Genomic DNA, 13609 nt, shown 5'->3' on the forward strand with positions numbered 1-13609 from the left:
ATCCTACCGGCGGCTGGGAGCACATTGTTCCCTGCCGCCAGAATCAACGATCTTAGAGCATTATCCGTTCAAACGGCATCGTTTGAGCGGATGAAGATGCTCGACATACACAGGCTTAGACCGAGTAGTACATCTCGAACTCAACCGGGTGCGGGGTGTGTTCGAACTTGTACACTTCCGTCCACTTCAGTTCGATGTAGCTCTCGATCTGGTCCTTGCTGAACACGTCACCGGCCAGCAGGTAGTCATGATCGGCGGCCAGCGCGCCCAGGGCTTCGCGCAGCGAACCGCACACGGTCGGAATGCCCTTCAGCTCCTCGGGCGGCAGGTCGTAGAGATCCTTGTCCATGGCATCGCCCGGGTGGATCTTGTTCTTGATGCCGTCGAGGCCGGCCATCAGCATGGCGGCGAAGGCGAGGTAAGGGTTCGCCGTCGGGTCGGGGAAGCGAACCTCCACGCGCTTGGCTTTCGGGCTCGTCGCGTAGGGGATACGGCAGGAGGCGGAGCGGTTGCGGGCCGAATAGGCCAGCAGCACAGGCGCCTCAAAGCCCGGGATCAGCCGCTTGTAGCTGTTGGTGGACGCATTGGTGAATGCGTTCAGCGACTTCGCGTGCTTGATGATGCCACCGATATAGTACAGCGCCATTTCCGACAGATCGGCATAGGCATTGCCGGCGAACATCGGCTTGCCGGCCTTCCAGATCGACTGGTGGACATGCATGCCCGAGCCATTATCGCCATAGACGGGCTTGGGCATGAAGGTGGCGGTCTTGCCGTAGCTATGGGCCACATTGTGCACGCAGTACTTGTAAATCTGCATGTGGTCGGCCTGCATGACCATCGGGCCGAACTTGGTGCCGAGTTCATGCTGGCTCTGCGCCACCTCATGGTGGTGCTTTTCGATCGCCAGGCCCATCTCGCCCATGGTGCTCAGCATCTCGGCGCGCAGATCCTGCTCGCTATCGACGGGGGCGACGGGGAAATAGCCGCCCTTGACCACGGGGCGGTGGCCCATATTGCCTTCCGGGTAGTCCTTCAGGCTGGCCTTAGGGCCCTCGATGCTGTCGAGCTCATAGATGCCATAGGTGCCGCCGGTGCCGAACTTCACGCTGTCGAAGATGAAGAACTCAGCTTCGGGGCCGAAGAAGGCGGTGTCGCCAATCCCGGTGGACTTCAGATATTCCTCGGCCTTCTTGGCCGTGCCGCGCGGGTCACGGTTGTAGCGCTGGCCGGTCGAGGGCTCGAAGATGTCGCAGAACAGGATCATCTGCGGCTTGGCCGAGAAGGGATCCATCACCGCGGTCGTCGCATCGGGCATCAGGATCATGTCGGACTCGTTGATCGCCTTCCAGCCGGCGATCGAGGAGCCGTCGAACATGATACCTTCGGCGAAGGTGTCGGGCTCGAGGGTGGAGATATGCTGGGCGGTGTGATGCCACTTGCCACGAGGATCGGTGAAACGGAAATCAACGTATTCAACGCTGTTCTCCTTCACCATCTCAAACACTTTCGCGACAGCGTCGTTAGGCTTCTTCGCCATGAATGGGTTCCTTCAATCAGCGTCCCGGTTGGAAATTCCGGCGGAGATGGCTCCACCGCCACCGCGCTGCCGCCCCGGGACGCTCTGCCCAGGCGCTGCACGGCGAAACCTTGTGCCGGCTAGACGGCGTCCTCGCCGCGTTCGCCGGTGCGGATGCGAATGACATCTTGGATGTCACTGACGAAAATCTTGCCATCGCCGATCCGCCCGGTGCGGGCGGCGGCCATGATGGCCTCAATGGCGCGGTCGAGCAGCGCATCGTCGCACACCACCTCGATCTTCACCTTGGGCAGGAAGTCGACCACGTATTCAGCGCCGCGGTAGAGTTCGGTGTGGCCTTTCTGGCGCCCGAAGCCCTTGGCCTCGAGCACGGTAAGGCCCTGCAGGCCGATCTCATGCAGGGCGTCCTTCACCTCGTCGAGCTTGAAGGGCTTGATGATCGCCTCGATCTTTTTCATCGCATCCAATCTGCTTTGTGCGCCCCTTGGGCGTTCCCGGCATTGGCCCTGGGCGACACATGCCAACCCAGAGGGGCCTAATGCCACGGCTTGGCGGCTCGCCACAATCCTTCCAGAGCCATACAATGGCACAATGATGTAGGTTTTCGCCCGCCGGGCGGGCAATCCGCCCAATGGCGGGGCATTTCCATGGCCTTGCACGAGCGGGGCAGGCAACCATACAACCACTCCAACCCCTATCTCATCGACGGATCCGCCGCCATGTCCCAAGCCGTGCTGCCTGCCCAGAACACCAGCCGCCCTGGCCGCCCGCAGAATGAATTGCTGAGCGCCACCGGCACCACCATTTTCACCGTGATGTCGGCACTGGCCAATCAGCATGGCGCGATCAATCTCGGCCAGGGCTTTCCCGATTATGATGGTCCCGAAGATGTGATCGAGGCCGCAGCCGCAGCCCTTAAGGATGGCCGCAACCAATACCCGCCCTTGACCGGCGTGCCCGAGCTACGCAGCGCCGTCGCCGCCCATAATAAGCGCTTCTACGGCATTGATATCGACCCCAATGCCGAGGTGGTGGTGACCTCCGGCGCGACCGAGGCGATCACCGCCTGCCTCATGGCGGTGATCAATCCCGGCGATGAGGTCGTGCTGCTCGAACCGCTTTACGACACCTATGTGCCCACGGTGAAATTGCTGGGCGGCATTCCCAAGCTGGTGCGCCTCAGCCCGCCGGGCTGGGATTTACCGCGCGCCGAACTGGCCGCCGCCTTCACCGCGCGCACCAAGGCCGTCCTGTTCAACACGCCGATGAACCCCACGGGCAAGGTCTTCACCCCCGACGACCTCGCCTTCATCGCCGAACTCGTCCAGCGCCATGACACCTATGCGATTTGTGATGAGGTTTATGAGCATCTGACCTTTGATGGCTGGAAGCATATCCCGCTGATGACGCTGCCCGGCATGCGGGAACGCTGCATGCGAATCGGCTCGGCCGGTAAAACCTTCAACCTGACCGGCTGGAAGGTGGGCTATGTCACCTGTGATCGTTCCTTGCAGCCCAATGTGGCCAAGGCGCACCAGAACCTCACCTTCACCACAGCGCCCAATTTGCAGCGCGGCGTGGCGGTTGGGCTGCTGAAGGATGACGCCTATTTCGCCAACCTCTCGGCCAGCCTGCAAGCCAAGCGGGACCTGCTGGGGGCGGGCCTGGCCCGCTTGGGCTTTGGCGTGCTGGAGAGCCGTGGCAGCTACTTCATCACCACTGATATCCGCCCGCTGGGCTGGATGGAGGATGATGTGGCCTTTTGCCGGGTGCTGACCGAAGAGGCGCGGGTGACCGCCATTCCCAATACCGCATTTTATGCCGCATCCGGCGCACCGGCGCATTATGTGCGCTTTGCCTTCTGCAAGAATGAGGCGCTGCTGGCCGAGGCATTGCTGCGGATCGAGGCCTGGCTGCAGGCGCGCGCCGGCCGGTAAACACCGCCGCCCCGCAGGGGCGCGCCTGGCGGCGATCGCCCAGGCATTTTCTGCGGGGCGGTTGACCAGCGCGCCCGCCTGCCCGTAAAGCATTCTGCGTGCGGCGGTCGTAGCTCAGCTGGTAGAGCGCCAGGTTGTGGTCTTGGATGTCGCGGGTTCGAGCCCCGTCGATCGCCCCATGTTTATCTGTATGTGTATAATGCGCCGGGCCTTGGCGCCAATTTTCGCTCTGCCGAAAAAACTTGCGCAATGGCCATGAATTGTCCTTCTATCCCGGGAGTATCCGGGACCCATTGTCATGCTCAGGCGCACAATCCTGCAGGCTGCCGCCCTCGCCGCCCCCGCCGCGGCGCAAACGCCGCCCTGGCCGTCGCGCGGCCCGGTGCGGGTGATCGTGCCCTTCACACCAGGCGGCTCGACCGATGGCATGGCCCGCGTCACCGCCGGCAAATTGTCCGAGAAACTGGGCCAGAGCTTCATTGTCGAGAACCGCGCCGGCGCCAATGGCGCGGTGGGCGGCCAGGCGGTGGCGAATGCAGCGCCGGATGGCTATACGCTGTGCTTCTCGGCCTCGATCCAGGCCATGGCGCGGCTGGTGATGCGCAACCCGGGCTATGATCCGCTGGTGGACCTCACGCCCATCATGCGGGTGGGGCGCGGGCCGTTGCTCCTGGTGATGAACCCCACGCGCGGCCCAGCCAATCTGGCCGAGCTCGTCGCCGCCGTGCGGGCCAATCCGCGCGCCTGGAACATCGCCACCTCCAGCCTGGGCTCCGCCGGCCATATCGCCACCATCGAGTTGATCCGCCTGATCGGCGCGGATATCCCCATCATCCCCTATCGCGGCACCGCACCGGCGCTGACCGATGTGATCGCCAACAACACCGCCATGATGATCGACCCGATTCTGGCCACGCTGCCCCCGCTGCGGGCGGGCACGCTGCGGGGCATGGCCATCACCGCCGCCGCCCGCAATGCCGCGGCACCCGAGCTTGCCACCGCCGCCGAACAGGGTTTCCCCAGCCTTGATATCCAATCCTGGTGGGGGCTTTGGGGCCCGCGGGGCCTGCCCGCCGAGGTCGCCGCCCGCATCGGCCAGGTGCTCAGCACCGGTATGTTCGATGCCGATATCGCGCCGCGGGTGAATAATATGGGCGTGGAGCCAGCGGCTGAGCCGGCGGCGGAATTCACCCGCTTTATTCAGGCGGATTTTGCCCGCTCGGAGGCCTTGTTGCGGCTGGCGAATTTCCAACCCGAGTAAATCGGCATGAAACCTTAACGCGATCTAAAAAATATATTGACTCAACCTTGGGTTGCAATTAATCCTTGGTTCATGCCCGCCGATGCATTCACCACCCTCCTCTCCCATTTCACCAGCTGGAACGATCTGGCGGGCAAGCCCGCTGTCGTGACCTACAGCTTCGCCGCCGATGGCCCGGCCGGCTTCGCGCCCTTCTCGGCGCAGCAGCAGGCCTCCGCCCGCAGCGCGCTCGCCGCCTGGGACAGAATCTCGGGCCTGTCCTTCGTTGAACTTCCCGATACGCCCGGCGGCGCCGGCATCGACCTACGCTTCCGGCTGGAGGCGATGAATTCAGTCGCCATCCTCGGCCAGGCGGAGCTGCCGCCCGATGGCGATGTGGCGCTGAACATCGCCCTCTTCCGCACCGACTCCCTGGCCCCCAGCGCCACCCGCATCGGCTACCAGACCCTGCTGCACGAGATCGGCCATGGGCTGGGCCTCGCCCATCCCGATGCCACCATCCCCGGTGCCGCCCAGAACACCGTCATGGTGGCGACGCTGGGCCAGACCCAGCCGGTCAATGCTCCCCTCGCCTGGGATCGCGCGGCGATCCAAAGCCTCTATGGCACCCAGGAAGCCGAGACGCTGCGCTGGTCGTGGGATGCCTCCCTGGGCGCGGTGCGCGGCGAGGGCACCCCCGGCGATGATGTGATGACCGGCACTGCCCATCGCGACGCCTTGTTCGGCGGCGCCGGCACCGACATGCTGCGCGGCGCTGCGGGCAATGACCTGCTCACCCCCGGCCTGGGCGATGATGTGGTGGAGGGTGGCGCGGGCTTTGATACCCTGGCCCTGGGCGTCACCCGCGCCGCCATGGCTTTCAACCCCGCCGGTGCGGTGGAAAGCGCCGAGGGGCGGGACAGGTTTTCCGATATCGAGGCGCTGCGCAGCCTCGATGGCACCACCTATCTCCAGGCGCCGGACGGGCTGGCCTCATTGGTCGGGCTTTATGCCGCCGCGCTGGGCCGTGCGCCTGATCCCGGCGGCCTAGCCTTCTGGTGGAACACCATGCAGGGCGGTGCAAGCCTGGGCAGCATCGCCCAGGGTTTCCTGGACAGTGCCGAATTCCAGGCCGGCCCCGGTCTTGGCGCCCGCTTCCAACTGCGCGGCGAGACGCCACCCGCCTTGCTCGACGCTGATGCCCTGGCCGGGCTGGCCAGCCGGGCCGATACCACCGCCTTGTTCGCCCAAGGCCTGTGGCTGCCCGATGTGGAAGGCCTATTGGTGGCGCAACTCTACGCCGTCTGCCTGGGCCGCAACCCGGACCCGACCGGCTATCAATCCTGGATGGCGGATTGCGATGCCGGGCTGTCCGACATCGCGCTCTCGGCCGGCTTCCTCTATAGCGCCGAGGCCGCGCTGCATGGGCCATCGCCCTGGGCAAGCCCCGAGGCGCTGCTGGCCGAGGCCCGGGCCGGCATGTGGGCGCATCATGGCGAGGGTGTCGTCTTTGCGTGATGGCCTCACCGCACCGCGTTGACTTTCCGGGATGATTCGCCAATTGCTGGACGGATGGCGCCCCAGCATGATGATTGAACCAATGAGCCCTCTTCGCCATACTCTCATGCTGCTGGCGCTGCTGGTCGGCGGCTGCGCGGCACCCATCCCGCCCATCTGCGGCGAGGAGGGAGAGCCCATCGCCCTCATCCAGCGTGGCATCCACACCGAATTGATGCTGCCCCGCACCCTGGTTGAGCAGGGCCTGCCCGCTATCGCCCAGCGCCACCCCGCGGCCACCACCATCGCTTTCGGCTTCGGCAAGCAGGGTGTGGTGGGGGTGGATGAGCCCAGCATTCTGGCCATCCTGGCCTCCCCCCTGCCGGGCCCGGCGGTGGTTGAGATCACCAGCATCACCGCCGTGCCAGATGAGGCGGTGCGGCTGCATCTGCCCGAGGCCGGCCGGGCACCGCTGCTGGCCTTCCTGCGCGAGGCCATGGCCGCCGATGAGCAGGAGGTCGCCGATGGCGCCCGTGCGGGCCGCAGCTTCCACCCAGCCGCCTATCTCTATACCCTCGCCTATAATTGCAACACCTGGCTGGCCGATGCGCTGGCCCGGGCGGGGCTGCCCTTTCTGGTCCTGCCGGGACAGACCGGGGAGGTGCTGATGTCCCAGGCCCGCAGGGTGCCCGGCGCCTGCCACAGGCCGCGCGGGCCTCTCCTCGCCCTCAGATAGCCGGCTTGCGCAGCACCGCGCGCACCACCTCAGCCAGGCCCTGATGCTTGGGGCCCTCATCGAGCCTGACCGCGCCTTCCAGCAGCACCAGCACCTCGAAACCGGCGAATTCCTGCTCCACAATCGCCCGGGTGAAGAGCAGTTCCGCCATGCGCGGCCCGCCCGAACGCCTGCCCTCCTGCGCCGGGGAGAAGCATTCCAGCACCAGCAACCCGCCCGGCTTCAGCGCATGCCGCAACCCAGCCGAGACAGCCGCACGGTCCGCCGGTGGCAAATGCACAAAAATCCACGCCACCAGGTCAAATTGCCCGAGCGGCCAGTCCCAGATGGTTGCATCCGCCACCACGGCGCGCAGCGCCACACCGCGCGCGGCGGCCAGGGCAGCGGCGCGCGCCATGCCGGTGGCCGACCAGTCCAGCGCGGTGACATCCAGCCCCTGGCCGGCAAGCCAAACGCCATTGCGCCCCTCGCCATCGCCCAGCGCCAGCGCCGCCATGCCAGGGCGCAGCCGATGCGCCTGTTCCATAAGGAACTCATTCGCCGCCTCGCCGAACATGCCGGGGGTTTCGCCATAGCGGGCATTCCAGGCGTTGCTGTCGCTCATGCCTGCCCTCCCGCCTGGGGTTCCCAACCCGGTGGCGCCATCTCGAAGCCGGCAAATTCAAAGGCGGGCGAGACGGTGCAGCCCACCAGGGAGTAATCGGCGCCCAGGCCGCCCATGGGCGCTGCCGCCTGCCACCAGCCCTTGGGCACCAGGGCGAAAGGCGACTGCCCGGCGGCGAAATCCACCCCCAATATCACCTCGGAGGCCGCACCGCCCGGCGCTGCCAGCCGCAGCCGCAAGGGCAGCCCGGCATGCCAATGCCAGCACTCCACCGCATCCACCCGATGCCAGTGCGAGGCCTCCCCCGCGCGCAGCAGAAAAAGAATGGCCGTGCCCACACCGCGGCCGCCATCTGCTGGCCGGTCGCGCCATGTCTCACGGAAAAACCCGCCCTCGGGATGCGGCTGCAGCCCGAGGCGGGTGATCAGGCTTTCAGCCGTTTCAGCCAACCGGCATGGTCCCGGCCAGGCCCGGATTGCTCAGCGCCGTGGCGTACCAGGCTGCGAGCTTGGGATGCGCCGCCTTCCAGGGCTCATGGGGGAAGCGGAAATCGAGATAGCCCAGCGCGCAGGCAATGGTGATGCGGCCCACATCCATCTCCCCGGAGAGATCAGTATTCTCCAGCACCGCCAGCGCGCGCTCAACAACGCCGGCCTGGCGGGAGGTGAAGGCCACGCGGCCCTCATCCTGCGGCAAGGCAAGCTGCATGCGGCGCGCAATGGCGGCATCCATAATGCCATCACCCAGCGCCTGGAGCTTCAGCGCGGCAATGCGCGCCGGCCCGGCCGGGGGCACCATCGGTGCCGCATCGCCCAGCGTATCGAGATATTCGACGATGACCGGGCTGTCATACAGCGTGTCGCCGCTATCGGTCACCAAAGCGGGGATGCGGCTGAGCGGGTTGTCGGCCAGCAATTCGGCCGGGCTGAGATGGGGGTTGGAGCGAATCTGTTCGATGCGCCCATCGAGCCCACGGATGATGGCGCAGGCCATCACCTTGCGGACATAGGGGCTGGCTGGGCTGTGATGCAGTTTCATCGGATTTTCCTGGCGTTGAACGGCACCACCATGCCGCGCCAGGGCGCCTGCTTCAATCCAGCCCCGGCTGCATCAGCGAAAGCTGTCCTTGGCGGCGCGGATGCGCGCCAGATCCTCCACGGTTTTCGCCCGCAGGAAGGGATTGACCGCGCGCTCCAAACCCAAGGTGGTGGGCAGGGTGGGTGCGCCGGCCTCGCGCATGGCATGGGCTTTCTCCGCCCAGTCGCGCAGCGCCGCATTATCCGGCTCCACGGTGAGGGCGAAGCGGATATTGCTCTCGGTGTATTCATGGCCGCAGCACACAAGGGTGTAATCAGGCAGTGCGGCCAGGGTGGCGAGGGATGCGAACATATCCGCAGCCGTCCCCTCCAGTAGCCTGCCGCAGCCGGCAGAGAACAAGGTATCGCCGCAAAACACCGCCTCGGGGAAGGAAAAAGCGATATGGCCCAGCGTATGGCCCGGGCTGTCCAGCACCAGGGCGGCGGATTGGCCGAGGGTGAAGCTGTCGCCCGGGCGCAGCGCCTCATCGAGCGCGGGCAGGCGATGCGCATCCGCCGCGGCACCGGCCACCCTGGCACCAAATTCGGCCGCCAGTGCCACCACGCCGGCCACATGGTCACCATGATGGTGGGTGAGCAAAATCCAGTCGAGGCCAGTGCCCTCGGCGCGGATCATGGCCGATATCGGCCGGGCCTCGCCGGGATCAACCACCGCGGTCTGGCCGGTCGCGGGGTCACGCAGCCACCAGGCGTAATTGTCACTGAGGCAAGGAATGGCCTTGATGGCGATGGTCATGCGCGTCTCCGATGGATCACTCCCGCAGCCGCGGGTCAGCCCCTATATCCTCCTGATGAGGCACGAGGTCCACGGTCTTGAAGCATTCTATGCCAGCGCTCCTGGCCTTGTCGCACAGCGCATGCTGCGGCAGGGGCTGCGCGGGATATGGCCGCATTTGCATGGTATGAATCTGCTGGGCCTGGGCTGGGCCATACCCTATCTGCCGCTGTGGTCGGGGCAGGTGACGCGCAGCCTGGCCCTGGTGCCGGCACCCATTGCCAGCCCCGCGCCGCCGCCCCCGGCCGCGGTGATGCCCGAGGCGCTGCTGCCGCTGCCCGATCTTTCGATGGATCGCATTATCCTGGTGCATGCGCTGGAGATGGTGCAGGCGCCCGAGGCGCTGCTGCGCGAATGCTGGCGGGTGCTGCGCGATGATGGAAGGTTGATCGTGGTCGTGCCCAATCGCCTCGGCGCCTGGTCGCTCTTCGACCATACGCCCTTCGGCCAGGGCCGCCCCTGGTCGCGCGGGCAGTTGTGGCGGCTGCTGGAGGGGCGGCTATTCCGCGTGGCGCAGATGCGCCCAGCACTCTTCGCGCCACCGCTGCCCTGGCGCTGGGCGCTGACTGGCGCTGGCCTTTGGGAGGGTATGGGCCGCGTGGCCCTGCCGCGCCTATCGGGCGTGGTGATGGCCGAGGCGGTGAAGGACGTGCTGGGCGCTGTGCCGCTGGGCGAGGGGGCGTCGCGCATGGTGCGGATGCCTCCGCTGCATGGGGTGGTGAAACAACTCTAGGAGCCATTTTACCGCAAGCGAAGACGCCGAAACGGCTCTAGGATTCTGTTTTCCCGAATTTTCCGAGTCGCCTTGGGAAGCCGCAAGGCTTGAAAATGCTCTAACCGCGCACCCGCTCCGCCGGCGCCTCCGCCATGGCTGGGTTCTCCGGCCAGTCATGCTTGGGGTAGCGCCCGCGCATATCTTTGCGCGCATCGCGCCAACCGCCGGCCCAGAACCCGGCCAGATCAGCGGTGATCGCAATGGGCCGCCCGGCGGGTGAGAGCAGGGCGATATGCAGCGGCAGAGCGCCCCCCGCCAGGCGCGGCGTGGTGGTAACGCCATAGAGGTGCTGCGCCCGTGCCTCGAACCGGGGCACCTCTGCGGTGTAATCCACCGCCGCGCTGCGGCCCTTGGGCAAGGGCAGCCGTGCGGGCAGGGCGGCCTCCAGCGCGCGGCGCTGCTCATGCGTCAGCAGCCCCATGATGAGCGCGTGGGTGTCGATCGCGCGCAGTTCCGAAAGCTTGCTGCGGCCATAGAGTTGGGTTGCCAAAGCAATGGTGGTGAGCGTGGCATCGGGCCAGCTCGGGTCGGAGCGGCGCATCCAGCCGATGCGCGCCTGCGCCTGTTTCGCCGCCTCCGTCCAGTCCAGGTCGCGCCAATCGCGCTCGGCGGCGGCCTGAGCCAGCGCCTGGGCCAGCGCCTCAGGATCAGGGTTTTGCGGCGCGGCCTCTTCCAGAATCAGCGGGCCGAACATTTTGCGCCGCCGGGCGGTGACGGTGCCGGTGCGGGCATCGAACACAGCACCCTCCACCCAGCGCATCCGGTCCGGGAAGCGCGCCTCCAGCAGCGCCAGCTCCAGCGGCGCTGCCATGCGGATGCGCGCCTCGGTGCCGATGAGGTCGAGTTGCGCCACCGCCAGCAGCGGCGCGCGGCGCAGCGGGTCGGTGGCGGCGGTGCGCGCACCCGGCCCCGCCCCCTCCAGCCCGGCCAGGCGGAAGGCACCCTCCAGCGCGCCGCGCCGGGCGGCGATGCGGTCAGGAAAACCCGCCGCCAGCAGGGGGCCTGCATCACCGCCGGGGAGGGATTTGGCGCTCAACCCCAGCCGGCGGCGATGCTGCGCGGCGCTGCGGGCGATGCGCGCCACCGTCGGCCGGTCGGCCTGCGCATGGTCGGCGCCATGCAGCAGGCCCAGGCGGAGATTGATATCGGCCGGCGCCTCGCGGTCGCGGATAGGGTCGCGCTCTTCCAGCAGGGCGGCGAGATCGGCGGCGAGGGCCTGCTCGCCCGCATCGCGCGCGGCCAGCATCATCCTCGCAAAGCGGGGATGGGTGCCAAGCCGCGCCATGCGCCGGCCGGTCTCGGTGATGCGGTTGTCGCTATCCAGCGCGTCCAGCGCGCGCAGCAGGGCATGGGCGGCCGCGAGCGCGCCGGCGGGCGGCGCATCGAGCAGCGCGAGCGAGGCCGGCGCCGCCCCCCAGGCCGCGCAGTCCAGCGCGAAGGAGGCCAGCTCGGCCTCCAAAATCTCCGGCCTGTCCTGCAATGGCAGGCCACGATGCAGCGCCTCGGTCCACAGCCGGATGGCGACACCGGCTTCGGTGCGCCCGGCGCGCCCCGCCCGCTGTTCGGCCGCCGCCCGGCTGATCCGCTGGGTGGTCAGCCGGCTCAGCCCCGAACTGGCATCAAGCCGCGGCGCGCGGCGAAACCCACCATCGATAACGATACGCACCCCGGGCACGGTGAGCGATGTCTCGGCAATAGAGGTTGCCAACACAACTTTGCGCCGGGCGGAGGGTGCCAGCGCCCGGTCCTGCTCCGCCGGGGGCAATTCGCCATGCAGCGGCAGCACATCCACATCCAGCCCCGAAAGGCGCTCGGCCGTTCGGCGTATCTCACCCCACCCCGGCAGAAAGGCCAATACATCGCCCGGATGGGCGCGCAGCGCATCGCGGATGGTATTGGCCATCGCCTCGGGCAATTCCCGCGCATCGGCCAATTCCCGCGCGCGATGGGAGATGGCAACGGGATAGGCCCGGCCCATGCTCTCGATCACCGGCGCGCCCAGTAGGGTGGCGAAGGCCGCGCCATCCAGCGTGGCGCTCATTGCCAGCAGGCGCAGCTCCGGCCGCAAATTGCGCTGCACATCAAGGCAGAGCGCGATGGCGATATCGGTGTCGAGATTGCGCTCATGCGCCTCGTCGAACAGCACCGCCGCCACGCCATCCAACCCCGGGTCGGATTGCAGGCGGCGCACCAGCAGCCCCTCGGTCACCACCTCCACCCGCATGGCCGGGCCGGCCACACGGTCCAGCCTGGTGGCCAGGCCGATGCGCTCGCCCAGCGCCTCGCCCAGCAATTCGGCCATGCGGCGGGCGGCGGCGCGGGCGGCGACGCGGCGTGGCTCCAGCAGCAGAATTTTCTGCCCCGCAGCCCAGGGCTCATCCATCAGCACCAGCGGCACAAGGGTGGTTTTGCCCGCACCTGGGGGGGCAACCAGCACGGCCGAGGCGCCGGCGCGCAGCGCGTCCAGCAGCGCTGGCAGCGCCTCGCGCACCGGCAATGGCGGAAGGATTGTCACGCCGCCGCCCGAGGCGCCAGCGCAGCGGCCGCGAGGTCGATCCGGGCGCGGATCGGCAAATGGTCAGAGGCCACGCGCGCCAGCACTGTGTCATGCACCTGCGGGCCACGCACCAGCCCATGCGGTTGGCCCAGAATGCGGTCCAGCGCCAGAAAAGGCAGGCGGGAGGGAAAGCTGGCGCGATGCGGCCCGAAGGGACCAAAGCGCGGCTCCAGAACCGCCAAGGCAGAGGCCGCGCCCGCGCGCCATTCATTGAAATCGCCCAGCAGCAGGGTGGGCATGGCCGGCCCCTCTGCCACCGCCGCCAGAATGGCGCTGGTCTGCAGCAGGCGGTGGCGGCGCAGCAGCCCCAGATGCGCCGCCACCACCCGCAGCCTGCCATGGGGAAAGCTCAGATCAACCACCAGCGCGCCGCGCGGCTCCGCCCCCGGAAGCGACAGGCAGCGCACCCGGCTGGCCGTGGCGCCGCGCACCAGCAGCGCATTGCCATGCCAGCCATGCCCGCCCTTGTGCTGCGGTGCGGCAATAAGAGTAAGGCCACAGCGCGCCGCTATATCGGCCATATCCAGCAGCCCGGTGCGCCGGCCAAAGCGGCGATCCACCTCCTGCAAGGCCAGAATATCGGCATCAAGCTCGGCAATCACATCGGCGATGCGGCCGGGGTCAAAGCGGTGATCCACACCGATGCATTTATGGATATTGTAAGAGGCGGCGATGAGCCCGCCATTCGCCGCAGCACGGCGCGGCGGAGCATCGCCGCCGCGGCGGCTGAGGGCGCGTTCCAGCCGGCGCAGCGCCACCTGCACCTCACCGGTCAGCCGCATGGGGCGCCTATGGGGGTGCCTATGGTGGTGGATAATGGCGCGCTCCGACATGGCCGCTCCTTGGCTGCG

General features: G+C 67.4%; 13 protein-coding genes and 1 tRNA gene. 6 read left to right on the top strand and 8 right to left on the bottom strand.

Annotated elements, in window-relative coordinates; translation table 11 throughout:
• Positions 1–115: 115 nt before the first annotated feature.
• Entirely contained in the window at positions 116–1540 is a 1425-nt protein-coding gene (gene glnA / locus ABWP84_RS02805; RefSeq protein ID WP_353210476.1) for a type I glutamate--ammonia ligase, read from the bottom strand.
• 119 nt (positions 1541–1659) lie between these two features.
• Positions 1660–1998 (bottom strand): P-II family nitrogen regulator, encoded by a 339-nt coding sequence (locus tag ABWP84_RS02810; protein WP_353210477.1) that lies wholly within the window; start codon positions 1996–1998, stop codon positions 1660–1662.
• Positions 1999–2259: 261 nt separating this feature from the next.
• Here ABWP84_RS02810 and ABWP84_RS02815 point away from each other — a divergent pair, with 261 nt between their 5' ends.
• The 5 genes from ABWP84_RS02815 (at position 2260) to ABWP84_RS02835 (ending at position 6950) form a co-directional block, all read left to right on the top strand.
• Positions 2260–3477, top strand: a complete 1218-nt coding sequence (locus tag ABWP84_RS02815; protein WP_353210478.1) for an aminotransferase — start codon at positions 2260–2262, stop codon at positions 3475–3477.
• A gap of 103 nt (positions 3478–3580) precedes the next feature.
• Positions 3581–3656: transfer RNA gene (locus ABWP84_RS02820), tRNA-His, on the top strand.
• A 119-nt stretch (positions 3657–3775) separates the two neighbouring features.
• Positions 3776–4738, top strand: coding sequence for a tripartite tricarboxylate transporter substrate binding protein (locus tag ABWP84_RS02825; protein ID WP_353210479.1), 963 nt, complete (start codon positions 3776–3778; stop codon positions 4736–4738).
• 72 nt (positions 4739–4810) lie between these two features.
• Entirely contained in the window at positions 4811–6235 is a 1425-nt protein-coding gene (locus tag ABWP84_RS02830) for a DUF4214 domain-containing protein (protein WP_353210480.1), read from the top strand.
• A gap of 82 nt (positions 6236–6317) precedes the next feature.
• Positions 6318–6950, top strand: coding sequence for a DUF2459 domain-containing protein (locus ABWP84_RS02835; RefSeq protein ID WP_353210481.1), 633 nt, complete (start codon positions 6318–6320; stop codon positions 6948–6950).
• Here ABWP84_RS02835 and ABWP84_RS02840 read toward each other — a convergent pair.
• The 4 genes from ABWP84_RS02840 to gloB form a co-directional block, all read right to left on the bottom strand.
• Positions 6943–7554 (bottom strand): methyltransferase domain-containing protein, encoded by a 612-nt coding sequence (locus tag ABWP84_RS02840; protein WP_353210482.1) that lies wholly within the window; start codon positions 7552–7554, stop codon positions 6943–6945. The genes ABWP84_RS02835 and ABWP84_RS02840 overlap by 8 nt on opposite strands.
• Positions 7551–8003, bottom strand: a complete 453-nt coding sequence (locus ABWP84_RS02845; RefSeq protein WP_353210483.1) for a cupin domain-containing protein — start codon at positions 8001–8003, stop codon at positions 7551–7553. The genes ABWP84_RS02840 and ABWP84_RS02845 overlap by 4 nt, the downstream gene beginning before the upstream one ends.
• Positions 7996–8592, bottom strand: a complete 597-nt coding sequence (locus tag ABWP84_RS02850; protein WP_353210484.1) for a glutathione S-transferase N-terminal domain-containing protein — start codon at positions 8590–8592, stop codon at positions 7996–7998. The genes ABWP84_RS02845 and ABWP84_RS02850 overlap by 8 nt, the downstream gene beginning before the upstream one ends.
• Before the next feature lie 72 nt (positions 8593–8664).
• Positions 8665–9387, bottom strand: a complete 723-nt coding sequence (gene gloB / locus ABWP84_RS02855) for a hydroxyacylglutathione hydrolase (protein ID WP_353210485.1) — start codon at positions 9385–9387, stop codon at positions 8665–8667.
• Between the two features lie 55 nt (positions 9388–9442).
• Here gloB and ABWP84_RS02860 point away from each other — a divergent pair, with 55 nt between their 5' ends.
• Entirely contained in the window at positions 9443–10159 is a 717-nt protein-coding gene (locus ABWP84_RS02860; protein WP_353210486.1) for a methyltransferase domain-containing protein, read from the top strand.
• Positions 10160–10259: 100 nt separating this feature from the next.
• Here the strand turns inward: ABWP84_RS02860 and hrpB are convergent, their stop codons facing one another.
• Positions 10260–12716, bottom strand: a complete 2457-nt coding sequence (gene hrpB, locus ABWP84_RS02865) for an ATP-dependent helicase HrpB (RefSeq protein WP_353210487.1) — start codon at positions 12714–12716, stop codon at positions 10260–10262.
• Positions 12713–13540: an endonuclease/exonuclease/phosphatase family protein gene (locus ABWP84_RS02870; protein WP_353210488.1), complete on the bottom strand. Its 828-nt coding sequence runs from the start codon at positions 13538–13540 to the stop codon at positions 12713–12715. Before ABWP84_RS02870 ends, hrpB begins: the two co-directional genes overlap by 4 nt.
• Positions 13541–13609: the final 69 nt, after the last annotated feature.

This window comes from Rhodovarius sp. (genome assembly GCF_040399605.1).
Classification (GTDB): Bacteria; Pseudomonadota; Alphaproteobacteria; order Acetobacterales; family Acetobacteraceae; genus Rhodovarius; species Rhodovarius crocodyli_A.